A 26,174-nucleotide genomic window follows, 5' to 3' on the forward strand; every position below is an offset into this window, starting at 1 on the left:
GCGTGCGGGGTTACTGGTGCGTGCGCGTGACGTCGTTCGGCGAGCGCGCATGCAGGGGTTCCGTCTCGGTGCCCTGCGGCTGCTCCCCCCTGGTGGAGCGCATGACCCGGCGAATGCCCCCCTACGCTGTCCGACAGCGGGCCACGCGCGGTCGATACGACACCGCCTGCCAGCGTACCCACTGCGCCGAGTGCGTGCGAGCCGACCGATTCGGTCGCGGTGACCGCGCCCGTCAGGACATCGCGCACCACCTCGACTGCATCGTAAAGACGATCGAGGCCAGCAGCGCGAAGCCCATCGTGAACGCCATCGGCTTGTAGATGATGCCCTCCACGCCGCCGATGAAGAGCATCCGGCTCGCGAGTACGAAGCCGAAGGCGTTTTCAACGGGAAAGGTCCGGCGGGAACGCCTTCAGGCGTCGGCTGTCTATACCGGTATATCGCTTATTGGGGGATGCAAATGGATCCCGCGCAAACCGGGGCGATGCCCCTCACTGAATCGGAGGCACGGCGCCAGTTGCGCCGCGCCGTGATCGCCAGCACAGTCGGCACCACGATCGAGTGGTATGACTTCTTCCTGTACAGCACAGTCACCGGCCTGGTGTTCGCCAAGCTGTACTTCCCGGAATCCGATCCGCTCGTCGGGACGCTGCAGGCGTTCCTGATCTATGCCGTCGGCTTTATCGCGCGGCCAATCGGCGCTGCCATCTTCGGCCATTACGGCGACCGCATCGGCCGCAAGGCCACGCTGGTGGCCACGCTGCTGCTGATGGGGCTGGCGACGTTTGCCGTCGCGTTCGTGCCGTCCTATGCACAGATCGGCATCTGGGGCGCGGTGGCGTTGACGGTGTTGCGCTTTATCCAGGGCGTAGGCGTGGGGGGCGAATGGGGCGGCTCGGTCCTGATGTCGATGGAATGGGCGCGTTCCGACGCGCATCGCGGCCTGGTCGCTTCCTGGCCGCAATTCGGCGTGCCGGCGGGATTGTTCCTGGCCAACCTGGCGGTGCTGGCGATGAGCTGGCTGGCCGGTGACCAGTTCCTGAGCTGGGGCTGGCGCATACCGTTCCTCCTCAGCATCGTACTGGTCGCAATCGGACTCTATATCCGGCTCACCGTGCTCGAGACACCGGTCTTCGCGCGCCTGCTGGCCGAGCACCGGATCGAAAGGACGCCGATGCTGGAGGTGATTCGGCGCCAGCCGAAGGACATCATCCTGTCCGCCCTGGTCCGCATGGCCGAGCAAGCGCCCTTCTACATCTTCACGGCCTTTGTGTTCACCTATGGCGTCATGACGCTGGGCATGTCGCGCAACCTGCTGTTGACCGCCGTGCTGGCCGCGGCCGTACTCGAGTTCTTCACGATCCCGTTCTTCGGGCACCTGTCGGACGTGTGGGGACGGCGCCGCATGTATATCGCGGGCGCGTTGGCGGTGGGCGTGTTCGGCTTCGTGTTCTTCGCGATGGTCGACACCCGCAATCCGATGTGGGTATTCGCCGCGATCGTGCTCTCGCTGGTCCCGCACGCAATGATGTACGGCCCGCAGGCGGCGTTGATCGCCGAGACCTTCACCGGACGCTTACGTTACAGCGGTGCCTCGATGGGTTACCAGCTCGCCTCGGTGATCGCTGGCGGCCCCGCGCCGCTGATCGCGACGGCGTTGTTCGCCCGCTACCACACCGGGTATGCGATTGCTGTCTACGTGCTGGTGTGCGCGGCACTCAGCGTGTTTGCCGCCTCGCAATTGCGCGACTACACCAGGAAGGACATCTCGCGCGAGTACGATGATCCGGGCTTCGCGCACGACAGTGGAAAAACGCGGCACGTGACATGACCGGCGGGGCTGGGGCGCAGGCCCGATACAAACGCTACGGGAAGCCGTAGCGTCTGCCTCGGCGACGCCGCTACGTCATGCCGTGAACGTGATCAAGGGATCGAGGCGCTGGATCAGCCAGTCGCCCTGTTCGCTGCAGGTCAACTCGCATTCCACCTCGGCCAGCATGGCCGGTACCGTGCCGGCCACGGGCAGCGCTGGCGCTTCGCCCTTGTCGGAGCGATAGACAGCCAGGTTGAAGGCAACCTTGGCGCTCGATCCACTCTGTTCAAGGACCAGGAAATTGCTGACGTAGTGTCGCGTCAGCAGCGTCGCGGGCCGCTTGTTCAGGGAAGCGAGGATCTGCTCGTGCCCATGGAGCGCACTGCCGCTGCGCTCCCAGATGCCGTCGGGCACGAAGCAACGCGAGGCACCAGGATAGTCACTGCGGTCGAGGGTGTAGTACAAGCGCGTCACGGTTTGCTCGGCGGCCATGACCTGGTGCAGACGCTCAGCGTTATTCATTGATTCCATTACCCCGGTTGTGTGGCTGGTAACGCTCGCCTGGCCGGAGAATTGATCCGGCCCGGACAAGCCCTGGCATGCGGGAATGCGCCCCCGATCAGGCGGCCTTTTGCAGATAGCCCTGACGGCCACCGTTTCGGTTGGGCGCGAAGCCGTTGGCCTGCAGCGATTCCTCTACCGTGTCATAGAACACGCCGATCTTGGACATTTCGCGCGCTTCCTTGGCGGTCGCGATCGGGCGGCTCAGTTCACGCGAGATGCGCACCAGTTGCTCGACCTGTGCCGCCGTGCCAATCTTTTGCGTACGCGTCTGGTTCCAGAGATTGTCTTCGGTGCCACAGCGAACGTGCAGCCCCATCGCAATACCCATGGTGTTGACCGGCAGCACATTGAGTACCGAGCTTTCGACCGTCACCACAGCGCCGTCCGGCACGCCGCGCATGAAGTTGGCCAGGCTGTAGACCGTCGGCGAATCCATGCCGCCGCCAATCGCCACCCAGTTCATGACCAGCGGGCCCTTGTAGATGCCGCGGCGCATCAGCCGTTCCACGGACTCGAAGCTGTTGACGTTGTAGCACTGGAACGCGCTCTGGATCCCCGCGGCGGTCAGGCGGCGGACGTGTTCCTCGACCCAGCCCGGCTGCGCCGGAACGGTCATTTCCTTGTAGGCATTGAAGACGGCGGGATCTTCCATCGAGCTGCCCGCGATGTCGCGGTGGTCGAACTGCTCAAGGACGTTCATCTGCGACGTATTGACCGTGACCGTCACCTGGTCCGGCTTCGGATCGAGTTCGGCCAGCATGTGGCGGGTATCGTCCGAGAGCCACTTTGCAGCCGCGCCTTCGGTTTCCGGAGCGAAGCTGATGGATCCGCCAACCTGGATGATCATCTCGGGAACGCGCGCACGAACGCCGGCGATGAGCTCATTGAACTTGGACAGGCGCTTGGAACCCTTGCCATCCAGTTCGCGCACGTGCAGGTGCAGCACGGTGGCGCCAGCGTTGTAGCAATCCACCGCCTTCTGGATTTGCTCTTCCATGGTGACGGGGATTTCGCCTGGGAAGTCCGACGGCATCCACGACGGGGCATAGGGCGCGGCCGTGATGATCAGGGGTTGCTGGTTTTCGGGGAACAGGTGTCCGTCAAGGAAGTTCATGGCAAGTCCGGGAAGGGAGATTACGGAACCGGACCGACCCGGCTCCCACGCACTCATTATTTGCCAGGACGAGCCATGTCATTTGACATAAAGGGACATCGATTTAACAAACCGGGACACCCCGGCGGCCACGGACCAAGAAGCGCGGAGAAATGCTTCCCCCAAGCCGATGGCAAAGGCGCCAAGGCCGCACGATCCTGCCTGGCCACAGGCCTGTGCGAATGGTAAATCAGCGTGGGGCGAGATGTTCGGCGATGCGTCGCGCGGCGGCGAAGCAGTGGTCCTCGTGCCACGGCGCGGCGATCACCTGCACGCCGCGCGGCAGCGGCGATGCCGCATCGGCCACGGGCATCGTGACCACCGGCAATCCCGCGAACGAGATCGGCTGCGTGAGCATGCCGAGCGTCTTCGCCGGTTCGAGGACGTGGCCGTTCACGTCGATCGAGAGGGTGTCGAAGCGCGGCGCGGCATAAGGCGTGGCGGCAGCCAGCAGGATGTCGCATTGCGCGAACAGCGCCGCGAATTCGCTGCGCCACCCCGCTTGCCGTGCGAGCGCATCGGCATAAGTTGCAGCGGAATACTGTGCACCCGCTGCCAGGCGCGAACGCAGGCGCGACGAGCATTGGTGCTCGGGCACATCGAGCAGCGCCGAATGGGCCGCCGCGACTTCGAAGTTGGAAACGATCAACGCGGCCTGGCGCACCGCGTCGACGGTGGCGATATCGAAGGAAATGTCGCGCACGTCACGGAACGCGGCTGCCGCGAGTTGTACCGTGCGCTGCGCTTCCGCGTCGGCATAGGCCGCAAAGTAGCCGCCAAGGATGCCCACGCGCAGACCGGCGGCATCGCCCTCCCCGGCGTCCGCCATGCTCGCGCGCACGCGCTCCTGCCGGGGATCGCGAGAGTCGTGCCCTTGCAGCACGTCGTAGAGCAGCGCGAGGTCGTCGACATCGCGCGCGAAGCCGCCGATGACATCGAGCGAGTCCGCGTAAGGCACGCAGCCGCTGCGCGAAAGCCGGCCGAAGGTCGGCTTCACGCCCCACACGCCGCACAGCGCGGCCGGTGCCCGGATCGAACCGTTTGTGTCGCTGCCAAGCGCAAGCGGCACAAACTCGGCGGCCACGGCGGCGGCCGAGCCGCTCGACGAGCCTCCCGTCATGCGGGCCGTGTCGTGCGGGTTGCACACCGCGCCGAAGTGCGGATTCTCGCCCGTCGCGCCACACGCCAACTCGTCCATGTGCGTGGTGCCGATCAGTATCGCGCCCGCGCGGCGCAGTTGCGCCACGGCGAAGGCATCATCAGTGGCGGCGGCGCGGGCCAGGCGTGCCGGCGAGCCGGCCACCGTGACATGGCCAGCCACGTCGAAATTGCTCTTGACCAGGAACGGCACGCCTGCAAGCGGCCCCACCTCCATGTCTGCCGCCACGCGCTCGTCCACGCGGCGCGCCGCGGCGAGCGCCTCGGCGCCATAGGTCTCGGCGCAGGCGTTGAGTGCGCCGTTGCAAGCCTCAATCGCGCGCAGCGCCGCGCTGGCAACGTCTTGCGCCTTCAGTTGCCCGGCACGCACCTGCTCTGCCAGGCTGCGCGCATTGAGAGAATCCGGGCTCGCCGCCATGCCGGCCTCCGAGTTGTTGCGCGCCATTACGCGCCGCGCAGCATGAAGCGGCGCGGAATCGACAGGATCAGCGCGCCCGCCAAGAACAGCGTGACCGCGAGCAGCGCCACCCCGACTTCCGTGCTGCCGGTCAGACCCTTGAGATAGCCCATGATCGACGGGCCGACGAAGCCGGCCACGGCAGCGCCGATATTGACCAGGCCCGCGCCGCCGGCCGCCGCCGTCCCCGCGAGGATGCGCGAGGGCAGGCTCCAGAACATCGCCAGCGTGCTCATGATGCCGGCAACGCCGACCGTCAGGCACATCACGGCCAGCACCGGCTGCGCATGCACGCCCACGCTCGCAAGCAGCGCCACGCCGCCGACGAACATCGGCACGGCGGTGTGCCAGCGGCGTTCACCGGTCCTGACAGAGTGCTGCGCGTTGAGCACCATCGCCACCGAGGCGACCAGGTACGGGATCGCGCTGATCACGCCGATCTCGAAGTTGGACAGGTTGCCGAGCGCCTTGATCATCGTCGGCATCCAGAACACCAGGCCGTAGTTGCCCACGTTGTAGAGAAACGATGTCACGAATAGCAGCCACAGGGTCGGCTCGCGCAGCGCAGGGCCCAGGCTCGTGCGCTTGCCGGCCGACTCCTGCGCCATCTCCTGCTGCACGATGCGCTTCTCGGCATCGCTGAGCCAGTTGGCCTCCTCGACGCGCTCGGTCACGCTCGCGTGCAGGTACAGGCCGAGCAGCACCGCCGGCAGGCCTTCGACCAGGAACATCCACTGCCAGCCTTTCAGGCCCAGGCCGCCGTGCGTGGCGTCCATGATCCAACCCGACAGCGGCCCGCCCACGATCACGCCAAGCGGCATCGCCAGGAACAGCATGGCCATGACTTTCGACAGGCGCCGCGACGGGAACCACACGCTGAAGTAGGCAATGACTGCCGGGAAGAAGCTGGCCTCGGTGATACCGAGCAGGAAGCGCAGCGCGTAGAACGAAGTCTGGTCGACGGTCGCCAGCGTGGCAACTGAAACGACACCCCACGCCAGCATCGAACCGGCCAGGCATTTCTTCACGCCGATGCGGTTCACGAGATAGCCGGCCGGCACCTGCAGCAGCAGGTAGCCGAGGAAGAACAGGCCCGCGCCCACGCCGTAGGCGGCTTCGCTGAGGCCGAGGTCGCCCACCATCTGCAGCTTGGCGAAGCCGACGTTGACGCGGTCGAGATAGCCAAAAAAGTAGCAGACCAGGATCAGCGGGATGATGCGCCGGCTGACCTTGCGGTAGAGTGCGTCGGCCTCGTGCGTGCTGTGCGTGCTGTGCGTGCTGTGCGTGCTGTGCGTGCTGTGCGGGCGGTCGGTGCCGAGCGTGGCACGCGAGGCCGCCTGGACGCCGGGCGCACCCTGTGCGCCGTTCGAGATTGCCATGGGTGTCTCCGTAATAGGTTTGATTTTGCCCGTGGTCGGGAAGAAGCGTTACGAGCGGCTGGCGGGTGCGCGACGCAGCGCGCGACCGGGACGCGCGCCCGTCGGGCACGCGTTGTCGAGCACCTGCACGCCATTCACCCAGACGTGCGCGATGCCCTCCGGGCGCAACGTCGGTTCGGCGAACGTGGCGCGATCGATCACGCGCGCCGGATCGAACACGACGAGATCGGCGAAATGGCCGCTGGCCACGAAGCCGCGCCCGTCGAGGCCGAACTGTTCGGCCGTGAGGCCGGTCATCTTGCGCACGGCGGTCTCCAGCGGGAACAGCTTGCGCTCGCGCGAGAAATGCCCCAGCACGCGCGGGAACGTGCCCCACAGGCGCGGGTGCGGACGCGCGTCGTTGGGCAGGCCGTCCGACCCGACCATCGTCTGCTCATGCTGGAAAATGCGCTCGACATCGCGCTCGTCCATCACGAAATAGATCGCTCCGGCCGGGCGCAAGGCCTCGATGGCGGCGTCCACCGAATCGCCGAACATCGGCAGGATCTCGGCGAAGTCGCGCCCTGCGAGATCGGGGCGCGCCTTTGACCAGGCGAGCATGACGCGCGAGGACTGGCGGATGCGATCCGCGCGCAGCATCGTCGAGGTCGCCGGGTAAGGATGGCAGTCCAGGCAAAGCGGCTGCAGCTTGCGCTGCGCGTCGATGCGCGCGAGCGTCTCGACCGAGCGCCCGTGGTTTTCCTTGCCCGCAACCTTGTGATGCGAAAGCACCACCGGCACGGCCAGCGCGCGCCCGATCGCGAACGCCTCTTCGAGCGAGGGCAGGATGTCCACGGTTTCGTCGCGCAGGTGCGTGGCAAACACGCCGCCGGTCGTGCGCATCGGCGCGCACACGTCGATCAGCTCCTGCTGGCTCGCGGCGGCCGCGGGCGGATAGAAAGTGCCCGAAGACACGCCGAACGCGCCTGCGGCCATGCCCTCGGCGACGTCGGCGGCCATGCGTTCGATTTCCGCTGGCGTGGCTTCGCGCGCCAGGTCATCCATGTGCCGCACACGCAGGGTCGAATGGCCGACCAGCGCGGCCGTATTGACGGCGGCGGGGGCGGCGTCGAGCGCGTCGAGATAGGCCGCAAACGAGGCGAAGCGGAATTCCGTCCATGCGCCGAGCAGGTCCAGCGGCTGCGGAACTTCGCGGGTCGCCTGAAGCGGCGCCAGGCTGATGCCGCAGTTGCCCGCGATGACGGTGGTCACGCCCTGGCAGATCTTCGGCTCGACGCCGGGGGCGGTCAGCACGAAGGCATCGTCGTGGGTGTGGCTGTCGATGAAACCGGGCGCAACGATCTGTCCGGTCGCGTCGACCTCATGCCCGGCGCTGGCGCGGCCGAGGTCGCCGATGGCGGCGATGCGCTCGCCTCGAATGCCCACGTCAGCCCGAAAGCGGCACGCGCCAGTGCCGTCGATCACGTCACCGCCACGGATGATGGTATCGAACGCCATCCCCTCGAATTCCATTGCTGTCTCCCCTACTGCCTTCTATTCCCGGGGCGGAGCCACTGGTTCTCACGCCCTTCGATTCCGGTGACAATGGTCGCCAACCACGTTTCCCGCGTCCAATGCGGGTCTGTTTGAGATTCATGAGAATTTGCTATGAGAGTCGAGAACGCCGAGCTTGAGGCCTTCGTGCTGGTGGCTGAACTGGGCAACTTCCAGCGTGCCGCCGACAAGCTGCACCTGACACAGCCCGGCCTGTCGCGCCGCATCCAGAAGCTCGAACAGACGCTCGGCGTCGAGTTGTTCCACCGCACCACGCGCAGCATCGAGCTGACCGGGGTCGGGCGCCATTTCCTGCCAATGGCGCGCCAGCAGATGGCGCAGCTCGGGCTGATGCTGTCGTCGATCCAGGAGATCGCCGAGAAGCGCTTCGGCAAGATCCGCCTGGCCAGCATCCCGACGGTGCTCACGCGCGTGCTGCCACCGGTGCTTCGACGTTATGCCGAACGCTATCCGCACATCGGCGTGCAGATGTTCGACGGCAACCACGACTTCGTGGTCGGGCAGGTGCGCGCCGGCATTGCGGAGTTCGGCATCAGCATGGACCCGGGCGAGGACGACGACCTCGCCTTCACGCCGCTGCTGGCGGACCAGTTCGTGGTCGCCGTGCATCAGGACCATCCGCTGGCCCGTGCCGAACGCCTGTCGCTGCGCGATCTCAAGGACGCGCGGCTGATTATCGGCGGGCGCGATTCCGGCAATCGCCTGTTGCTGGAACTGCTGCTGGGACAGGAGGCCCTGAGCCTGCGCTGGTTCTACGAGGTGGAGCACGTGTCGTGCCTGATGGCGCTGGTCGAGGCCGGCCTGGGCTGCGCCATCGTGCCGTCGCTGGCGCTCTCCGCGCTGCCGGGGGCCCATGTGCGCGCCGTGCCGATCGTCGAGCCCGAGATCCGCCGGCGCATCGGGCTCATCCGGCACAAGACGATGTCGATGTCTCCGTTGTCGGGGGAATTCTGCGAGATGCTGTTGGCGGCCTGTGCTGGCGAGTCGGGGGCATTGAATGCTTCTTGACGCTGAGTGCCGCAACGCGCCTGGGACTCGCTGTGGTTCGTGGTCGATCGCTACTGTATATTCGTACAGTCGTCGGCACCGATCGCTCGGCGCGCCACCTCAGGTTTGCCGATACTATGTTCAAGTCGCCCGTCCAGGAACACCACATGAAGCCATCCTTTGCGCTCGCATCCCATCGTGACGCCATCCGTCGCGTGGTGGCAGCCCACCGTGCTTGCAACCCGCGTGTTTTCGGCTCCGTCGTTCACGGTGACGACGCCGAAGGCAGCGATCTCGATATCCTGGTGGACCCAACCCCGGAGACGACGCTTCTGGACATTGGCGCTATCCGCCACGAACTGCTTCAATTGCTGGGCGTGCCCGTGGATGTGCTAACACCAAAGGCGCTGCCTGAGAAATTCCGCGCGACCGTCCTTGCGGAAGCGGTGCCAATATGAGTCGAGATAAACAGCGGCTGGGCGATTATCCCGAACATATTCTGGAGGCAATTGAGCGAATCGCGCACTACACGAACGGCATGGAGGAAGTGGCATTCCTCGCTAATCAACTCGTCCAGGACGCAGTGATCCGTAATATCGAGATCATTGGCGAAGCCAGCCATAACATCGAAGTTCATCATCCCGAATTTGCGGCCGAGCGTCCAGAATTGCCACTGGCCTTCGCATATCAGATGCGGAACGCCATCGCGCACGGCTATTTCAAGGTGGATATGGAGCTGGTCTGGAAGACAGTCAAAAGGTGTTCTGGGCGTAACAATGCGGCTCCACGCGCCAAAGCCGCAGACATTATCCGTGGAACCCTCCGCTGTCATTCCCGCCGATTAGCCTCCCAGTTCGTCCACTGGCAACTCCCGGCCTGCCTTGCCACAACCGACACCCGGTCTTCCAGATCAACCGATCGGATGATTGTGTTCGTGCGTAAGCTACCTATACTCCGCCAACAAAACATGCTTGGGCACATAGCCCACTTGACAATAACAGGGAGGCGTCATGGGGACGTATCTGCGGTTGGCCGCGGGCTTGCTGCTCGCGGTGCAGATCGGCGCGGCCGACGCCCAGGACGATAAACTCTTCGCGCGCGGCAAGTACCTGATGGAGGGCGTGGTGGCGTGCGGCAATTGCCACGCTGCCCGAGGCGACAAAGGCGAACCGCTGGACGCCCGTGGCCTGTCCGGGGGCATGGTCTTCGACGAGCCGCCGTTCAAAGCCTACGCGGCCAATATCACGCCAGACCCTGAGACCGGCATCGGCAAATGGACCGATGCGCAGCTCGCCAAGGCGATCCGCGAAGGCATCCGGCCGGACGGGAGCGTCATCGGGCCGCCCATGCCCATCGAGTTCTACCGGCGCATGTCGGATGCGGACCTCGCGGCAATCATCGCCTACCTGCGCGCCCAGCCGCCGGTGAAGAACGCCGTTGCCAAGTCCAGCTACAACATCCCGTTACCGCCGAACTACGGCCCAGCCGTCCAGCGTATTCAGGCGCCCTCTCCCAGGGAGACGATCCAGTACGGGCAATACCTCGCCGACATCGGTCACTGCATGGATTGTCATACACCGCGCGACGAAAACGGCATGCTGGTGCACGCGCGCGTGGGTGCCGGCGGCCAGGTATTCAGGGGGCCCTGGGGAGAAAGCGTCTCTCGCAACCTGACGCCGCATGAAAGCGGGCTCAAGGGCTGGACGAAGGCGCAGATCGCGCAGGCCATCCGCGGGACCGGCAAGGATGGCGTGCACTACAAGCCGCCAATGGCGTTCGACTGGTACAAGAACATCAACGATGCCGACATGGACGCGCTGGTCGCCTACCTGGGGACGCTCAAGCCGCAGCCGTTTGCGGGCAAGCAGTGAGCCAGCACACCGAAGCGCATTCGTGGAACGGACGCGCCGAACGAGAAGCAGGGGTTGAGCACCCCACACGCCGGACGATACTTTGGTGCAGGAACATTTTTTGCATGTTTTCCGGAGGATTTATCGCGCCAGCGGGACCCGCACCGCAAGCATAGAACTTCCACCCGCCGACGAGCGTCTCTTATAGGGAGTCCGGCCGCCCGCGGATGGCCGCCACAAGGTGGAGTCAACCATGCGATTGCAGGGAAAAACCGCACTTGTCACAGGCGCTGCCGGCGGTATCGGGCGGGGAATCGTGGAGCGGCTGGCGAGCGAGGGGGCCGACATCGTCGCGGCAGTTCACAAGGCCAACGATGCGGCAGAGGAAGCCGCGCAAGCTGTACGCGCCACCGGGCGGCGGGCATGGGTGGTGGCGGGCGACCTGTCCAGCGCCACCCAAGCCGCCGACGTCGTCGAGCGGGCGCTGGCCGTGGCCGGATCGTTGCACATCATCGTCAACAACGCCGGCATCGAAATCCGCGCACCGTTTGCGGACATTACCGAGTCGGACTATGACCGCGTCCTCGACACCAACCTGAAGGGACCATTCTTCCTGACTCAGGCCTTTGTTCGCCATCTGCGCGAAGCGGGACGCGGCGGCAAGGTCATCAACATCAGCTCGGTCCACGAGGACCTGCCGTTCCCGCACTTCACCAGCTACTGCGTCAGCAAAGGCGGCTTGCGCATGCTGATGCGCAATCTGGCGATCGAATTGGCGCCGTTTGGGATCACCGTCAACAATATCGCGCCGGGCGCCATTCAGACGCCGATCAACCGGACCCTGTCGCAAGACCAGCGCAAGTTGTCCGCGCTCATTGCCAACGTCCCGCTCGGGCGCCTGGGCCAGCCGGCCGACGTGGCCGCCGTGGCAGCCTTTCTCGCGAGCGACGATGCCGACTACATGACAGGCACCACCGTATATGTCGACGGCGGCCTGCTCCGGAACTATGCAGAACAGTGACGGAGAATCGAACGTGAACGCCGCGCCGCAGCGGGATCAGGATCCTGCCCCGCATGTCGCGCCGGTCGCCCACGCCGCCACGGCAGGTGCCGAGCGCACGGTCTCCGCCACGCCCGGCGCCGGCCATCCCGCTCCCGATGGCAACGGCGCGCGGCCAGCCAGGGACGCGCACGGCCACCACGCGCACGCGCCGCTGGTCACGCGGCTGTCGACACCAAGGCCACATGCCCTCGCCGGATGTGCGCAGGCCGACCCGCTATCGCCTGCCGAGCGCTACGCCGAATTCTTTGTCGCCGTGCAGCGCAGCGACGTGTTTGCCGACAGCAAGACCTTTCCCGATTGCGTGCCGCGCCGCCCGCCTGATGAGATCCTGGCCGACTACCGCGCACGGCTCGACGACGCGGGGTTTTCACTGGCGGATTTCGTGGGCGAAAACTTCACGATCGAGACAGTCCATGCCAGTCACTACGTCTCCGACCCCGCCAGCACCCTGCTCGACCACATCCACGGGCTTTGGCCCGTGCTGACGCGCCAGCCGACCGACCACCCGGCGTTCAGCTCGCTGCTGCCGCTACCGAAGTCCTACGTCGTACCGGGCGGCCGCTTCGCCGAACTGTATTACTGGGATTCGTATTTCACGATGCTGGGGCTCGCCGCCAGCGGCCGGCACGCGCTCCTGCGAGCGATGGCGGACAATTTCGCCTACCTCATCGACAGCTATGGCCACGTGCCCAACGGCACTCGCTCGTATTACCTGAGCCGCTCCCAGCCGCCGGTATTTGCGCTGATGACCGACCTGTTCGACACTCACGCCGTCCGCCCGGCGCCCCTTTACCTCCCCCAGCTTCGCCGCGAGCACGCCTTCTGGATGGATGGCGCCGACAGCCTCTCGCCCGGATGCGCACACCGTCGCGCGGTGCGCACCGTTGCCGGCGCCCCGCTCAACCGCTACTGGGATGATCACGCCCATCCGCGAGAGGAGGCCTACGCCGAGGACATCGCCACCGCCGCCCGAACCACACGCCCCTGCCACCAGGTGTACCGCGATCTGCGCGCGGCGGCCGAGTCGGGATGGGACTTCAGTTCTCGCTGGCTCGTCGACCCGGCTGACCTCGCCACCATCCGCACCACGGCACTGCTGCCAGTCGATCTCAATGCGCTGCTCTGGTACGCCGAGCGCCGCATCGCCAGGCTGAGCGAGGCGAGCGGTGACACTGACGCCGCCCATCGCTACCAGTCCTTGGCTGAGGCTCGTCGAGCCGCCATCGATGCCACCATGTGGGATGACGCCGCCGGCGCCTGGTTCGACTACGACTGGCAGCGCAACGCTCGCTCCAGCCGTCTCACCGCCGCGACTGCCATGCCGCTCTACCTCGGCCTGCCCGACCCGGACCGTGCGGCCCGCGTGGCCGACACCATCGCTTCCCGGCTGCTCGCGCCGGGCGGCATCGCGACCACCGAACACGCGTCCGGCCAGCAATGGGATCGTCCCAACGGCTGGGCGCCGCTCCAGTGGATCGCTGTGCAAGGTCTGCGCCGCTACGGCCACACGGAACTGGCCGACGATATCGCCTCCCGCTGGCTCCACACCGTAGGGGACCTGTACTCGCGCGAATGCAAGCTCGTGGAGAAATACCGTCTGAACAGGTTGGGCCCGCGCGTGGTGGGCGGCGGCGGCGGCGAGTATCCCCTGCAGGATGGATTCGGTTGGACGAACGGCGTGGTTGGCGCGCTGCTGCGGGACTATGCAGGTCATCCCGCAGCGGGGATGTGCGTGGTCAAGTGCGGAAACGACGGCGAGTTCCGCGGTTCCCGTCTCTGACCAACCTTAAATATTTCTACGTAATACGTTATTTTCCTTGCTACAAGCACAAGATTTTAGACATAAATACGCTTATGTCTATTAAATTAGCGCTGATAACGTCACAGCTCATGCTGAGCCTCAACCTTGTCGATTGCGGCAGCCTAAGCTAGACTAAGTTCGTCTTTTCGGAGAAGGCGCCGAGTGCAGCCGGAAGAAGACCAAATCGGCGCCCTGCGGCGGCGCACCGCGACCGCGGAAGAAGTGCTGGAAGCCAACCTCGAACAGGTCCGCGGCGGAGGCATAGCTGGCAATATGGCCGCCTAACTCGCCATTGGCCCGGTTGGCGCGCACCACCATGGCCAGCGCGTTCCAGCGCACGATGGCGGACAGGCGCTGCTCCATGGCCAAGTCGCCGGGATAGGCGGGCTGGGCCTCGGTCGGTACCGTGTTCACGTAAGGCGTGAGCTGCGACGGCCGCCACGGCAGCCGGCGGCGCCCAGCATGCGCCAGCAGTGCATCCAGGATGGCACAGGCGCGCGCGGCCGGCTTCCGGCCCCCTGCCGCCAGAATGCCGTCGAGCGCATCGCACCATTCCTGCAACTCCTCCGGGTCGGCCTTTGCGATGCCATCGTCCTGGCGCGCCGCGCCCAGCGCGGTGTTGCCCCGATACCTTTCCATGTGTTCCGCTCCTGTCTGATGCTACCGGTGGCTCGATGCTGCAGGCCAGGCCGGAATGGGCAGTGACGATTCCCTCTGCCGCCCGCGGCTGAGGGAGACCTTGGCTTCAGTTGGCCTGGATACCGGCACGCTGCGCGATCGCTCGCATGCGCGGCAGCTCAGCGTCGATCATGGCGCTGACCCGTTCAGGTGTGGCATAGGCCGGCTCCAGCCCGTTGGCGAGCAGTTTCTTCTGGATCTCCGGATCCCTGGCAATCCCGGCAATTGCCTTGTCCAGCCTGGCGCGCACCTCCGTGGGCAGCCCTCTTGGCGCCGCGACGGCGACCCAGGCATCGGCATCGAAGCCGGGAAAGCCAGACTCGGCGACGGTTGGCACGTCGGGCAATGACGTTGCGCGCGTGGCGCCGGTCACGGCAATCGGCTTGATCTTGCCGCTGCGGATATGCGGCAGCGAGGCGGCAATGGTGTCAACGGAAAACGGGATCTGGCCGCCAATCAGGTCGGCGACGGCCGGCGTGCTCCCCTTGTAAGGGATGTGCTGCAGCTTGATGCCGGTGGCTTCGAGCAACATCTCGCCCGCGAAATGCCCCGTGGTGCCGGAGCCGAATGAACCATAGGAATACTTGTCCGGCGCGGCCTTCACCAACGACACCATCTCCTTCAGACTGTTTGCCGGCACGTTGCAATTGGCCAGTATGACCAACGGCACGCGCGCCACCAGACCGACCGGCTCGAAGCTCTTGACCGGGTCATAGGGCAAGCTGGCGTTGATGGCGGGATTGACCGTGAACGTCGAGCCCGAGCTGATGAACAGCGTGTAGCCGTTGGGCGCGGCCTTGGCCACGTAGCTGGCACCCACGATAGTGCCGGCGCCGGCCCGGTTCTCGATCACCACAGGCTGGCCGAGCCGCTCCCCCAGCGCCTTGCCGACCACGCGGCCGATGATGTCGACGGCGCCTCCCGCCGGGAACGGCACCACCAGCACCAGCGGCCTGGCAGGATAGCTCTCTGCCCGGGCATGTGTGCCGGCCGCGGCCAGTCCCAACAACGCGAGCGCCTGTAGTCCTCCGGCCGCAAAGCGTGGAATTCCCTTCATTTGCTGTACCTCCGATCACTTGATGTGATCCGGGCCAACTCATGGTGCGGCCCGGTGCGCTGCCCCCTCGCTGTTGAAGCCTGCCTCTTATCGTGTGTCAGGATGGCGGGTGCGCGGCGCCGGCTGCAGGCGGCGGCGCTGCGCAGCAGGAGTCGGTCAGCCGTTGCGGAACAGGAAGCTGTAGGCATTCAGCGCGGGGGCGCCGCCAAGGTGGGCGTACAGCACCCTGGAGCCTTCGGGGAATTCGCCGCGGCGAACAAGGTCGATCATGCCCTGCATCGACTTGCCCTCGTAGACCGGGTCGGTCATCACACCTTCGTACTTTGCACAGAGGCGGATGGCCTCCAGCGTGCCCTCGGACGGCAGGCCGTATTCAGGCCCGCCATAGCGCGTGTCGAGCACCACGTCGGCGTCTGTAATGTCGCGACCGAGGTCGACCAGCTCGGCGGTATGGCGCGCGATGCGCAGGATCTGCGCGCGGGTCTGTTCAGGTTTGGCCGATGCGTCGATGCCGATGACGCGATCGGCACGGCCGTCGGCGGCAAAACCCACCACCATGCCGGCCTGGGTACTACCCGTCACGGAGCACACCACGATGTAATCGAACCTGAAGCCCAGTTCCGCCTCCTGCGCCCTCACCTCCTCGGCAAAGCCGACAAATCCCAGGCCTCCCAGTGGATGCTCGGAACAGCCAGCGGGAATCGGATAAGGTTTTCCGCCAGCCTGGCGCACGCTTTCCATCGCGTCTTCCCAGCTCTTGCGGATACCAATGTCAAAGCCGTCGCTGACCAGCCGCACGTCGGCGCCCATCATGCGCGACATCTGGATATTTCCGACGCGGTCATAGACGGCATCGGAATAGTTGACCCAGTTCTCCTGCACCAGCACGCACTTCATGCCCAGGTGGGCGGCTACCGCAGCCACCTGGCGGGTCTGGTTGGACTGGATGCCACCGATCGATACCAGCGTGTCGCAGCCCTGCTCCAGCGCATCGGGGATCAGGTATTCCAGCTTGCGGGTCTTGTTGCCACCAAAGGCCAGACCGCTGTTGCAGTCCTCGCGCTTGGCATACAGCTCGACCTTGCCGCCAAGATGCTCGCTCAGACGCCTGAGGGGCTGGATGGGAGTGGGACCGAAGGTCAGCGGGTAACGGGGAAAGCGCTTGAGATTCATGCTGGCAACTCCTGGGTTGAAAACGGGTATCCAGGCATCGAGGCTGGCGAAGAACATTGGCATGTCAGGCTCCATTGCTTGATGCTGGAACGGCTTCATCCTAGGGAAAAATGCGCGAAACGTGCTTGCAAATATTTAAATTTGTGCGCACGATAATAAAATTGAGTACCAGATATCGGCATTCAAATTTTGAGAGATACGCAATGAGCGAAACAATATTTCGCACCAAATCCGAGCCGACTGGTTCCCATCTGGACGCACTCGATCGCACCGACAAGGGGATCCTGCGGGCGTTGCAACAGGACGCGTCGATTTCCAACGTGGCACTCGCGGCCAAGGTGAACCTGAGCCCACCGGCGTGTCTGCGTCGCGTCGAGCGTCTCAAGGAAATGGGACTGATTCGGGGAATCGTGGCGCTACTGAACCCCGCACCGCTGGAGGCCGGAATGCTGGTGCTGATCGGCGTGGTGCTGGACCGCTCCACGCCCGAGTCCTTCGCCCAGTTCGAGCAGGCCGCGCAGAAAGTGTCGGGCTGCATGGAATGTCACGTGGTAACGGGCGAGTTCGACTACTTCATGATGGTGCGCACGAAGGACAGCGAGAGCTTCAACCGGCTGCATGCCGAACAACTGCTGTACCTGCCGGGCGTGCGCCAGATCCGCTCCTTCATGGTACTCAAGCAGGTGCTGTCGACCACTCGGATTCCGATCTGAGCCGCAAGGTGCGGCATGCCCCGTTGATGTCGCGCCGGCGGACCAGCTGGTTCCGGTGGCTGCGGCGCGATTATTTCTGCCAGGCGCAGAGTCAGACCGCTGACACGGCCGATATGCCACCTGCCAGTGTTGTCTCGCCCAAGGTGGGCGGCGCCGTCACGATGGAGCGAAGCGCGGGCACGGCCGGCACGATGGCATCAAGGTCCGGAATGGGGCGGCGCAATGCTGCCGAGGCGGCAAACGCGGTCTCCATCGCCTGCGCCACGCCGAGCGTCACCGCGTCGCCGCGGAACCGGCCGGTCACCTGCAGGCCGAATGGCATGCCTTGCTCGTCAACGCCGCATGGCAGTGAAATGGCCGGATGCGTGGTCAGGGTGACGACATAAGTCAGCGCAAGCCAGCGGTAATAGTTCTCCTGCTTCTCGCCATTGATGGTGTCTGCGTACAGCTGCGTCCACGGAAATGGAGAGAGTGGCGTGGTCGGCGACAGGATGACGTCATAGTCCTGGAAGGCCTGCTGGAAGCGTTGCAGGATTCGGGTCTGCTCGGCCTGAGCCCAGGAGCTGTCAGCCAGGGACATTCGGGCACCCATCTCGTAGTTGGCGCGGGTATTGGGCCCGAGGCTGTCGGGATCGCGCTGGTAAGCTTCATTCAGGCTGGCGACGAAGCTCTCTGCGCGCAGCACGTCAAAGCAGCGATGCACATCGCCCAGCTCGAACCTGACCTCATCGCAGCTTTGGAAAAGATGCCGCATCTCGGCGATCTTTGCGCGAAAGACGCGCCGGATGCTGTCATCGACGCTGCAGCTGTCGAAATCCTCCGTCCAGCCTACGCGCAAGGTGGACAGGTCGACGTGCGGTGGCGAAAGAAAGGCAGCAGGTTCGAGTTCGTAGCTCAGGGGATCAGTGACTGACACACCCGCCGACGCTGCCAGCTGCAGGCAGGTATCGGCGACTGTGCGGCCCATCGGTCCGACTACCGAAATGGGGGTCCAGCCGAGCAGCTTGCGCGAGTTCGGTACGATGCCCGGCGAGGGCCTGAAGCCGACCACGCCGCACTTGGCAGCCGGGATGCGCAGCGATCCTCCCGTGTCCGAGCCGGTGCAAACTGGCAGAAAATTGGCGGCCAGCGCAGCGGCGGAGCCACCCGAGGAGCCGCCAGCATTGAGGTTCGGGTTGAACGGGTTGCCAGTGGCGCCCCACACCGCATTGCGAGAGTTCGCACCGGCACCCATTTCCGGGATATTGGTTTTGCCAACGACGATGGCGCCAGCCGACCGCAGGCGCGCCACCAGGACATTGTCCTGACTGGGCACGTTGTTTCGGTATAGCGGCGAGCCATAGGTGGTGAGCAGGTCTGCGGTTGCCTCCAGGTCCTTGACGCCCAGCGGCAGCCCGTGCAGAAGGCCCAGCGGCTCGCCGCGCATGACTGCCTGCTCGGCCGCTTTCGCCTCTTGGCGCGCACGCTCGTAGCAGGTCGCGGTCACGGCATTGATTGCGGGGTTGTAGGTCTCGATGCGCGCAATGCACGCCTCAAGCAGCTCGAGCGGTGAGATTTCCCGGGCGCCGATCAGCCGGCGCAGCTCGACGGCGGACGCCGAAGTCAGTTGGTCCTGCGAAGACATGGAAGATTGATTTCCTTGAGTGGCCGAGCGCTTACGCCAGCGGCCCGGGTTGAGGGGAAGGCATTCGTGCAGGCTCAATCAAGCTTGATATTGGCGCGCTGGGCAACCGCACGCATCTGCGGAATCTCTTTCTCGATCATGTCGCTGACCTGCTTGCCCGTCGCGTAGTGCGGCTCGATGCCGTTATCGGTCAGCTTCCTGCGCGTGTCCGGGTCGGCCACGACTTCAGCCAGCACTTTCTCCAGCCGGGCGTGGACCTCCGGCGGCAGACCGCGCGGCGCCACCAGCGCGATCCAGGTGCTCGCGTCCATGCCGGGATAGCCGCTCTCGGCCACGGTCGGCACATTGGGCAGCAGCGCCGAGCGCCTGGCCGTCGTGACGGCGATGGCCTTGATCTTGCCCGCCTTGACTTGTGGCAGAGCGGCGGCCACGGTATCGATGCTGAAGGGGATCTGGCCGCCAATCAGGTCAGTCATGGCTGGCGAGCTGCCCTTGTAGGGCACATGCAGCAACTTGGTACCAGTCAGGTTCAGCAGCGCCTCGCCGGCAAAATGCGCGGTGGTCCCGGCACCGAAGGAGCCATAGGAATACTTGCCGGGCTGGGCTTTGGCGGCGGCGACGAACTCCTTCAGGTTATTGACAGGCACGTCGCGGTTGGCCAGTAAGACCAGGCCGGTGGACCCAATCAGGCCAATCGCCTCGAAGTTCTTTTGCGGGTCGTAGGGCAGCCGGGGATAGACGGCCGGGTTGACCGTGAAGGTCGTGCCAGAAGTCGCCAGCAGGGTATAGCCGTCCGGGGCGGACTTCGCGACATAGCTCGCACCGACAATCGTGCCGCCGCCAGGGCGATTGTCGACCACCACGGTCTGACCCAGTCGCTCACCCAGCTTCTGACCGATAAGACGACCGACCACATCGGTGGCGCCCCCCGGCGGAAACGGCAGTACCAGCTGGATCGGCTTCGATGGGTAGTTTCCCTGTGCGCTTGCAAGCGTAGGCGCGAGGCCGGCTGCAATGGCGAGCCCGCAGGCCGTCAGTGCTGAAAGAGCGTGGGGGACAAGGAATCGCATCAGGATGCTCCGGCAGAGATAGAAACTGACATGTGGCAGGCAACAAGGCGCCGTGTGAGACTATCCTACGATTTCGGCAGGCCAAATTCGTAGCAATGTTTAGAACAACTAATTGCCAAAACGGCAATTCATTGATTTGGCTGTGCGTTACTCTCCCGTAGCAATGCTCAGACACCCCATGTCCTATCGCATCCTTCAGGAAACCGCCGTCCGCTACTTCCTCGAGGTGGTACGCACCGGTTCGGTCAAAGACGCAGCACTGAAGCTGAACGTGGCCCCGTCAGCGGTCAGCAGGCAGATCGCCAAGCTTGAGAATGAACTGGATACCCTGCTGTTCGACCGACGCGCTCGGGGCCTCGCCCCCAATGCCGCCGGAGAGTTGCTGGCTGCGTTCGCCAAGCGATCCCAGCAGGAGATCGAGCGCGTCACAGGCGACATCCAGGCGCTGCGCGGCCTGCGCGCGGGACGGGTACGCCTGGCCAGTGTCGAGGGCATCGCTCATGAGTTCCTGCCCACCCTTGCCGCCGGGTTCAGGGAACAGCACACCGGGATTCGTTTCGAATTGGATGTCTGTCCGCAGGGCGATGTCGCGCGGCGAATCCGGGATGGCGAGGCCGACATCGGGGTCACGCTGAGCGGGCTGCCCGAACGGGAGATCGAGGTGGAACTTCGCCACCCGGCGCCTGTGCTCGCCATCATGGCGCCGGACCACCCCCTCGCCGGGCAGCGCCAGGTCTCGCTGTCGCAAGTCATTGCCTATCCGCTGGCGCTGCCGCCCAGGGACAGCTCGCTGCGGCAGTTGCTTGACACGAGTTGCAGCCGGCAAGACCTGCAGTACCAGACGGTGTTCTCCAGCAACCATCTCGACTCCCTTGTGAGCTTCGTGGTGGCCGGCGGCGGCGTCATCAGCTTCTATGGCGAACTGTCCGTGCGGGAGCGGCTCAAGGCTGGCGCCATTGCCGCCGTCCCGCTGCGAGACCGTGAAATGAACGAGCGCTTCATCGAGATCCAGACCCTGGCCAAGCGCAACCTGCCTCCTGCTGCGCGCGCCTTCGTCCAGCAATTGGTGCAGACGATCACCAATGTCGGCAGTGGCTGATTGCCGAAACTGCAATCGATCATTCTGTTAAATGCTGCGCATGCATATTCCCTTCGGATCGCGCGACAGCGAGAATCTGACCTTGGTCTATATGATCAAGATCGCTGCTGGTCCGCCGTGAACCCTATCGCGAGACTGCTCGTGCCCGGGAGCCGCGTTGCCAGCGTCTGCCCCCTTGGACGACAGCACAGACGGTATGACAAAGGACATTGTGGTACTCGGCGCCGGCATGGTGGGCGTATGCACGGCGTTGGCGCTGCGACAGCGCGGCCATGCGGTGGTGCTGGTCGACCGGCAGGCACCGGGTAGGGAAACTTCCTACGGCAACGCCGGCATTATTCAGCGTGAAGCGGTGCAGCCCTATGCCTTTCCCCGCGAGTGGCAAGCCATCCTGCGCGTGGCCCTGCGCCAGGGCAACGATGTGCACTACCATCCTGGCGCGCTGGCACACCTGACACCGGCGCTGGTGCGTTACTGGCGCGAGTCGGCGCCCGATCGCTATGCCGCGATCGTGACCGCCTACAGCGCGCTAATCCGCCATTGTCTGAGCGAGCACGAGCAACTGATCACGCTCGCCGGCGCACAAGATCTTGTGCGCAAGTCGGGATGGCTGCAGGCCTACCGCACGGCGCAGACATTCGACCGGGCAGCGCGCGAGGCAAGCACAGTCGCGCACGTGCATGGTCTGGATTGCCAGGTTCTCGACCAGGCTGGCACGGCTGCCACGGAGCCGGCCCTGTACGGGCGGCTCGCCGGCGCGATCCACTGGCGCGCTCCCTGGACGGTCGCCGACCCCGGAGAACTTGTCACACGTTATGCCGCGCTGTTCAAGCGCGAGGGTGGCACCTTCCGCCGCGGCGACGCCACCACGCTGAAGCCAGCCGGCGCCGGCTGGACCGTGAGCACCGAAGATGGCCCGCTGAGCGCAGCACACGTGGTGATCGCACTCGGTCCATGGGCCTCGGTCCTGATCGAGACACTCGGCTATCGCTTTCCGCTATTCGTCAAGCGTGGCTATCACCGCCACTATGCGGCCGAGCCAATGCCCCGACTGCCGGTGCTCGACGTCGAGAAGGGCGTCATGCTGGCGCCGATGCAGCGCGGCCTGCGCCTGACCACGGGCGCGGAGTTTGCCCTCCACGATGCGCCGCCAACGCCTGTCCAGTTGGGGCGTGCCGAAAGCTATGCGCGCGAACTGGTGCGGCTGGGGCCGCCAGCCGAAGCACAGCCGTGGCTCGGCGCACGCCCCTGTGTGGCCGACATGAAGCCCATCGTGGGCAGGGCGCCTCGCCATCACGGCCTCTGGTTCCACTTTGGGCACGGCCATCAGGGGTTCACGCTCGGGCCGGTCACGGCACGCCTGCTCGCTGAACTGATCGACGGCGAGCAGCCCTACCTCGATCCCCTGCCCTACGATCCAATGCGGTTTGCAGCTTGAGAGGCAGCACAACACCAATTGGAGATTGCGCCAAGCCTCGCGCGCAAGCATGCGGTGTCTCGTAGAACAAGGGAAGAGTGTCACCATTACCGAAGGAATGTCGTCAATTCGTGTTGAAGAAAGTGGTTCGTGCGAGCCGCGCTCATCATTGATGAAAGCGTAGCTTTTTCCCGGAAGAAGCCCGGGATGGCGGGAGCGCATAGTGTCGCGCAAATGCGGGTTGCCCTCTTGAATGGGGGAGTTTTCGGGATTTCGCTCAGCGGCAAGGCCAGCGACGTGTGTAGGGCTAGAATAGACAAGACCCTTTCTGCAAATTGCGGCGGCTATTGCGGTCCATTGCCAGAATGGCGGTATTGGCGCTCTTGGGCAGTATTGCTTTGAATCGGAGCCGAAAGCAGCTGGAGAAGCGATTTGCTCCGGGGAAACGACTCTGACAGCGATGCACCATGGCCGTGTCAGGGACGATGTTGCGGCAAAGGAGCATGATCGATGCGCTTGCCAGCGAGGGATGCTACGGGCCTGAGACGCCTTGCAACCGGCGTCGTGGCCGTCATCGTCGCGCTGATCGCAGTCGGGGGTGCCACCGGCTTCATGGCTGACTGGCTGTGGTTTACCTCGGTTGGCTACATCGGGGTTTTCCGCACGATAGTCTCCACCCAGGTGCTTCTGTTCCTTGCCGTATTCGCCGTTTCGGCTGGAGCGCTATGGGTTTCCGGCTCGCTGGCGCATCGCTGCGCGCAGCGGGTACCGGCCCGGAACCCGGAGGTCCTGGGCGAAGGGGTCGGCGAGATTGCAACGCGCCTCCCGTGGCGACCGGCCATCGCCGCCGCCGCTGGGTTCGTGGGGCTGCTCATGGCCGCCGGAGAACTGTCGAGTTGGGACATCGCGCTCAGCTATGTCAACCAGGTACCTTTCGGCAAGGCCGATCCGATCTTTGGCAAGGACATCGGTTTCTACTTTTTCTCGCTGCCGGCTTATCTTGCACTCAGGAACTGGCTGCTGCTGTTGCTTTGCTGCAGCGCAGTAATTGCCACAGTGGTCTACGGCTTGCGCGGCGACATTGTACTGATCCAGTCTCCGCGCGGACTTTCGCCGGCCGCCGCCACCCATGGTCTGGCATTGCTTGGCTTGTTCTTCGCGCTGCAGGCGTGGTCCTACTGGCTGGACCGGTTCTTTCTGCTCTACGGCGACAACGGCGTCGTGATCGGCGCAAGCTATACCGATGTCCATGTGGGGCTGCCGGTCCTGTGGGTGCAACTCGGCCTGAGCGCCGCTGCCGCCGTCGCGTCATGGGCCAATATTCGCTGGCGGGACTATCGGATGCCTGCGGCCGCCGCACTCCTGGTGATCGGCTGCGCAGTTCTGTTCGGCACGATCTATCCGGCGCTGTTCCAGCGCTTCTATGTCAAGCCAAACGAGCTTCAACTGGAAACGCCATATCTGGAACACAATATTGCGCTGACGAGAGAGGCCTATGGCGTGACGCAGATCGAGACCAAGCCGTTTCCAGCCGAACAGGGCCTGGATCTCGCCTCGCTCCAGGCCAATCACGCGACCCTCGACAATATCCGCCTGTGGGACCTGCAGCCGCTGCGCGATACCTATGCGCAACTGCAGGAGATCAGGACCTATTACAAGTTTCTCGCGACGGACATTGACCGGTACCAGCTCGACGCCGGTTACAAGCAGGTCATGCTGTCGGCGCGCGAGCTGGAGCCGGCGCTGATTCCGCCCAACGCCCAGACCTGGGTGAACCTGCATCTCCTGTTTACCCATGGCAACGGTGTCGTGATGTCACCGGTCACCGAGAAGTCCTCCGAAGGCCTGCCCTCACTCTATCTGCGTGACATTCCCCCGCTCTCCAATGGCGGCCCGATCATCCAGGAGCCTCGCCTCTACTTCGGTGAAGATGGCAAGGGCTATGTCATCGTCAAAGGCAGCGTGCCCGAGTTCGACTACCCCAAGGGCAAGGACAATGTTTATACGACCTACAGCGGGCGCGACGGCATCGAAATCGGCAGCATCGCGCGCCGGACCCTGTTCGCCTGGCAGCTCGACGATCCCAATATCCTGCTGAGCGGCTATATCACGCGGGAAAGCCGCATCCTGCTCCATCGCAACATCCAGGATCGCGTGCGCACGATTGCCCCGTTCCTCAAGCTCGACCGTGATCCCTATGTGGTCGCGAGTGACGGGCGCCTGTACTGGATCCAGGACGCGTACACCACCAGCCGCTGGTTCCCTTATTCTCAGCCCGGCACCGGAGACGGCTACAACTACATCCGCAACGCAGTCAAGGTGGTGATCGATGCATACGACGGTACGGTCGGTTTCTATATCAGCGACCCGGTCGATCCGGTCCTGAGGGTCTACCAGCACATCTTCCCGGGCATGTTCAGGCCGCTGGCAGCCATGCCGCAGGACCTGCAGCGGCATATCCGCTACCCTGAAGACCTTTTCCTGATCCAGACGCAGATCTACCGCGCTTACCACATGGAAGCGGCGGAAGTCTTCTATAACCGCGAAGATCTCTGGGAGTTTCCGCGCCAGGTGTCGGGCATGGGCGAAGCGGACAAGCACGACGCGCGAATGATGCCCTACTACATGATCCTGCGGCTGCCGGCGGAGCCGCGCGCCGAGTTCGTGCTCATGCTGCCGATGGTGCCCAGCCAGCGCGAGAATATGATCGCGTGGCTGGCGGCGCGCTCCGATCCCCCCAACTACGGCAGGCTTGTCGCCTACACTTTCCCCAAGGAAAAACTGGTCTACGGGCCGTTCCAGATCGAGGCGCGCATTCAGCAGAATACCGAGATCTCGCAACAGATTTCCTTGTGGAACCAGATGGGCTCACGCGTCATCCGCGGCCATCTCCAGGTCGTGCCCATCGAGAACTCCATCCTCTACGTCTCCCCGCTCTACCTGCGCGCGGAGTCCGGCCAACTGCCCGAACTCAAGCGGGTGATCGCCGCCTATGGCGATCGCGTGGTCATGGAGGACAACCTGGCCGCAGCCCTTGCGGCCCTCTTCAAGGAATCCGCTCCGGGCGGCATTGCGCCGCAGGGTGCAGTGAACGCCCGCGGCCGTGAGGCACTCGGGCACTATAACGGTGCCATCGAGCGTTTGAAGGCGGGAGATTGGAGCGGCTTCGGTGCGGAGCTCGATGCCTTGCGGCCGCTGCTTGAGGCGCTCGGGTCGGGAGAGCCCGAGGAGCGGAAGTAATTGGCCCTCCGGTACACCGAAGGAAGCGAACATGGCACTGGCCGCGGGGAGTGTCGAGAACCTCGGATCTCGAGGGTTTGGGGAGGGACCATTGGCGACGGCATCGCCGTGGTGACGCATTTGGCACGAAAGGAGTGCGGCGACTCCGTCTCGCCCTGTCATTACCCTGCCCGGCGGCTCGCCGCGACCTACGTGAGGTATGGCACACATATTGCGAGAGGACATGCACAGGCCAATGGCGGCCTTAACCAGACAGACAAGTCGCGATGATGCGCTCCGAATAAGGCGGCTGGGGCAATGGCGCTCTGAAGCCAGGTAACGGTG

The 26,174-nt window shown here is 64.6% G+C and carries 20 protein-coding genes and 1 pseudogene; 11 read left to right on the top strand and 10 right to left on the bottom strand.

The features are described from left to right. Nucleotides 1-460: 460 nt before the first annotated feature. On the top strand, nt 461-1,831 hold the full coding sequence (locus ACIGJB_RS22465; RefSeq protein WP_483734485.1) for an MFS transporter: 1,371 nt from the start codon (nt 461-463) through the stop codon (nt 1,829-1,831). 75 nt (nt 1,832-1,906) lie between these two features. On the opposite strand, the gene ACIGJB_RS22470 is transcribed toward ACIGJB_RS22465, so the two are convergent. The 5 genes from ACIGJB_RS22470 to ACIGJB_RS22490 form a co-directional block, all read right to left on the bottom strand. After that, entirely contained in the window at nt 1,907-2,335 is a 429-nt protein-coding gene (locus ACIGJB_RS22470) for a nuclear transport factor 2 family protein (protein ID WP_483734486.1), read from the bottom strand. Nucleotides 2,336-2,432: 97 nt separating this feature from the next. Then, the gene (locus tag ACIGJB_RS22475; protein ID WP_483711645.1) at nt 2,433-3,491 is read right to left on the bottom strand and encodes a beta-keto acid cleavage family enzyme; all 1,059 of its coding nucleotides are present in this window, start codon (nt 3,489-3,491) and stop codon (nt 2,433-2,435) included. Nucleotides 3,492-3,720: 229 nt separating this feature from the next. After that, a complete protein-coding gene (locus ACIGJB_RS22480; protein ID WP_483734487.1) occupies nt 3,721-5,133 on the bottom strand; it encodes an AtzE family amidohydrolase in 1,413 nt (470 codons plus the stop codon). Beyond that, entirely contained in the window at nt 5,133-6,524 is a 1,392-nt protein-coding gene (locus ACIGJB_RS22485; RefSeq protein ID WP_483734488.1) for an MFS transporter, read from the bottom strand. The genes ACIGJB_RS22480 and ACIGJB_RS22485 overlap by 1 nt, the downstream gene beginning before the upstream one ends. A 48-nt stretch (nt 6,525-6,572) precedes the next feature. After that, on the bottom strand, nt 6,573-8,021 hold the full coding sequence (locus ACIGJB_RS22490) for an N-acyl-D-amino-acid deacylase family protein (RefSeq protein WP_483734760.1): 1,449 nt from the start codon (nt 8,019-8,021) through the stop codon (nt 6,573-6,575). Between the two features lie 150 nt (nt 8,022-8,171). Between ACIGJB_RS22490 and ACIGJB_RS22495 the strand changes: the two genes are divergently transcribed. The 6 genes from ACIGJB_RS22495 to treF all read left to right on the top strand — a co-directional run bounded on the left by ACIGJB_RS22495 (nt 8,172) and on the right by treF (nt 13,758). Beyond that, on the top strand, nt 8,172-9,086 hold the full coding sequence (locus tag ACIGJB_RS22495; RefSeq protein WP_483734489.1) for a LysR family transcriptional regulator: 915 nt from the start codon (nt 8,172-8,174) through the stop codon (nt 9,084-9,086). Between the two features lie 146 nt (nt 9,087-9,232). After that, nucleotides 9,233-9,523, top strand: coding sequence for a nucleotidyltransferase family protein (locus ACIGJB_RS22500; protein ID WP_483734490.1), 291 nt, complete (start codon nt 9,233-9,235; stop codon nt 9,521-9,523). Continuing rightward, on the top strand, nt 9,520-10,152 hold the full coding sequence (locus ACIGJB_RS22505; protein ID WP_483734491.1) for a HepT-like ribonuclease domain-containing protein: 633 nt from the start codon (nt 9,520-9,522) through the stop codon (nt 10,150-10,152). The genes ACIGJB_RS22500 and ACIGJB_RS22505 overlap by 4 nt, the downstream gene beginning before the upstream one ends. Next, nucleotides 10,106-10,936 carry a c-type cytochrome gene (locus tag ACIGJB_RS22510; RefSeq protein WP_483734492.1) on the top strand — a complete coding sequence of 277 codons (831 nt, stop codon included), beginning with the start codon at nt 10,106-10,108 and terminating at the stop codon, nt 10,934-10,936. The genes ACIGJB_RS22505 and ACIGJB_RS22510 overlap by 47 nt, the downstream gene beginning before the upstream one ends. Nucleotides 10,937-11,168: 232 nt before the next feature. Beyond that, nucleotides 11,169-11,936: an SDR family NAD(P)-dependent oxidoreductase gene (locus tag ACIGJB_RS22515; RefSeq protein WP_483734493.1), complete on the top strand. Its 768-nt coding sequence runs from the start codon at nt 11,169-11,171 to the stop codon at nt 11,934-11,936. A gap of 13 nt (nt 11,937-11,949) precedes the next feature. Further along, on the top strand, nt 11,950-13,758 hold the full coding sequence (gene treF / locus ACIGJB_RS22520) for an alpha,alpha-trehalase TreF (RefSeq protein ID WP_483734494.1): 1,809 nt from the start codon (nt 11,950-11,952) through the stop codon (nt 13,756-13,758). A gap of 174 nt (nt 13,759-13,932) precedes the next feature. Here treF and ACIGJB_RS22525 read toward each other — a convergent pair. The 3 genes and pseudogenes from ACIGJB_RS22525 to ACIGJB_RS22535 form a co-directional block, all read right to left on the bottom strand. Next, a pseudogene (locus ACIGJB_RS22525) lies at nt 13,933-14,418 on the bottom strand (pyruvate dehydrogenase (acetyl-transferring), homodimeric type); the annotation flags it as partial. Nucleotides 14,419-14,524: 106 nt separating this feature from the next. Beyond that, nucleotides 14,525-15,514: a Bug family tripartite tricarboxylate transporter substrate binding protein gene (locus tag ACIGJB_RS22530; RefSeq protein WP_483734495.1), complete on the bottom strand. Its 990-nt coding sequence runs from the start codon at nt 15,512-15,514 to the stop codon at nt 14,525-14,527. Nucleotides 15,515-15,670: 156 nt separating this feature from the next. Continuing rightward, complete coding sequence (locus ACIGJB_RS22535) at nt 15,671-16,687, bottom strand: 1-aminocyclopropane-1-carboxylate deaminase (protein WP_483734761.1); 1,017 nt, start codon at nt 16,685-16,687, stop codon at nt 15,671-15,673. A gap of 203 nt (nt 16,688-16,890) precedes the next feature. On the opposite strand from ACIGJB_RS22535, the gene ACIGJB_RS22540 reads away from it, so the two are divergent. After that, entirely contained in the window at nt 16,891-17,400 is a 510-nt protein-coding gene (locus tag ACIGJB_RS22540) for an Lrp/AsnC family transcriptional regulator (RefSeq protein WP_483734496.1), read from the top strand. Between the two features lie 91 nt (nt 17,401-17,491). Here ACIGJB_RS22540 and ACIGJB_RS22545 read toward each other — a convergent pair whose 3' ends face one another. Beyond that, entirely contained in the window at nt 17,492-19,024 is a 1,533-nt protein-coding gene (locus tag ACIGJB_RS22545; protein ID WP_483734497.1) for an amidase, read from the bottom strand. Nucleotides 19,025-19,098: 74 nt separating this feature from the next. Continuing rightward, entirely contained in the window at nt 19,099-20,094 is a 996-nt protein-coding gene (locus tag ACIGJB_RS22550) for a Bug family tripartite tricarboxylate transporter substrate binding protein (RefSeq protein WP_483734498.1), read from the bottom strand. Between the two features lie 178 nt (nt 20,095-20,272). Here ACIGJB_RS22550 and ACIGJB_RS22555 point away from each other — a divergent pair, with 178 nt between their 5' ends. From ACIGJB_RS22555 to ACIGJB_RS22565, 3 genes are all read left to right on the top strand, one after another. Next, nucleotides 20,273-21,193 (top strand): LysR family transcriptional regulator, encoded by a 921-nt coding sequence (locus ACIGJB_RS22555; protein ID WP_483734499.1) that lies wholly within the window; start codon nt 20,273-20,275, stop codon nt 21,191-21,193. 196 nt (nt 21,194-21,389) lie between these two features. Next, nucleotides 21,390-22,631, top strand: coding sequence for an NAD(P)/FAD-dependent oxidoreductase (locus ACIGJB_RS22560; RefSeq protein ID WP_483734500.1), 1,242 nt, complete (start codon nt 21,390-21,392; stop codon nt 22,629-22,631). Nucleotides 22,632-23,120: 489 nt separating this feature from the next. Continuing rightward, entirely contained in the window at nt 23,121-25,850 is a 2,730-nt protein-coding gene (locus ACIGJB_RS22565) for a UPF0182 family membrane protein (protein ID WP_483734501.1), read from the top strand. Nucleotides 25,851-26,174 lie beyond the last annotated feature (324 nt).

The sequence above is a fragment of the Cupriavidus sp. C2SS-8b genome (assembly GCF_057073745.1).

What these genes read in the sequence shown, in the direction of transcription:
- ACIGJB_RS22465 (WP_483734485.1), top strand. Translation starts at nt 461, where the DNA reads ATGGATCCCGCGCAAACCGGGGCGATGCCCCTCACTGAATCGGAGGCA.
- ACIGJB_RS22470 (WP_483734486.1), bottom strand. Translation starts at nt 2,335, where the DNA reads ATGAATAACGCTGAGCGTCTGCACCAGGTCATGGCCGCCGAGCAAACC.
- ACIGJB_RS22475 (WP_483711645.1), bottom strand. Translation starts at nt 3,491, where the DNA reads ATGAACTTCCTTGACGGACACCTGTTCCCCGAAAACCAGCAACCCCTG.
- ACIGJB_RS22480 (WP_483734487.1), bottom strand. Translation starts at nt 5,133, where the DNA reads ATGGCGCGCAACAACTCGGAGGCCGGCATGGCGGCGAGCCCGGATTCT.
- ACIGJB_RS22485 (WP_483734488.1), bottom strand. Translation starts at nt 6,524, where the DNA reads ATGGCAATCTCGAACGGCGCACAGGGTGCGCCCGGCGTCCAGGCGGCC.
- ACIGJB_RS22490 (WP_483734760.1), bottom strand. Translation starts at nt 8,021, where the DNA reads ATGGCGTTCGATACCATCATCCGTGGCGGTGACGTGATCGACGGCACT.
- ACIGJB_RS22495 (WP_483734489.1), top strand. Translation starts at nt 8,172, where the DNA reads ATGAGAGTCGAGAACGCCGAGCTTGAGGCCTTCGTGCTGGTGGCTGAA.
- ACIGJB_RS22500 (WP_483734490.1), top strand. Translation starts at nt 9,233, where the DNA reads ATGAAGCCATCCTTTGCGCTCGCATCCCATCGTGACGCCATCCGTCGC.
- ACIGJB_RS22505 (WP_483734491.1), top strand. Translation starts at nt 9,520, where the DNA reads ATGAGTCGAGATAAACAGCGGCTGGGCGATTATCCCGAACATATTCTG.
- ACIGJB_RS22515 (WP_483734493.1), top strand. Translation starts at nt 11,169, where the DNA reads ATGCGATTGCAGGGAAAAACCGCACTTGTCACAGGCGCTGCCGGCGGT.
- ACIGJB_RS22530 (WP_483734495.1), bottom strand. Translation starts at nt 15,514, where the DNA reads ATGAAGGGAATTCCACGCTTTGCGGCCGGAGGACTACAGGCGCTCGCG.
- ACIGJB_RS22535 (WP_483734761.1), bottom strand. Translation starts at nt 16,687, where the DNA reads ATGAATCTCAAGCGCTTTCCCCGTTACCCGCTGACCTTCGGTCCCACT.
- ACIGJB_RS22540 (WP_483734496.1), top strand. Translation starts at nt 16,891, where the DNA reads ATGAGCGAAACAATATTTCGCACCAAATCCGAGCCGACTGGTTCCCAT.
- ACIGJB_RS22545 (WP_483734497.1), bottom strand. Translation starts at nt 19,024, where the DNA reads ATGTCTTCGCAGGACCAACTGACTTCGGCGTCCGCCGTCGAGCTGCGC.
- ACIGJB_RS22550 (WP_483734498.1), bottom strand. Translation starts at nt 20,094, where the DNA reads ATGCGATTCCTTGTCCCCCACGCTCTTTCAGCACTGACGGCCTGCGGG.
- ACIGJB_RS22555 (WP_483734499.1), top strand. Translation starts at nt 20,273, where the DNA reads ATGTCCTATCGCATCCTTCAGGAAACCGCCGTCCGCTACTTCCTCGAG.
- ACIGJB_RS22560 (WP_483734500.1), top strand. Translation starts at nt 21,390, where the DNA reads ATGACAAAGGACATTGTGGTACTCGGCGCCGGCATGGTGGGCGTATGC.
- ACIGJB_RS22565 (WP_483734501.1), top strand. Translation starts at nt 23,121, where the DNA reads ATGCGCTTGCCAGCGAGGGATGCTACGGGCCTGAGACGCCTTGCAACC.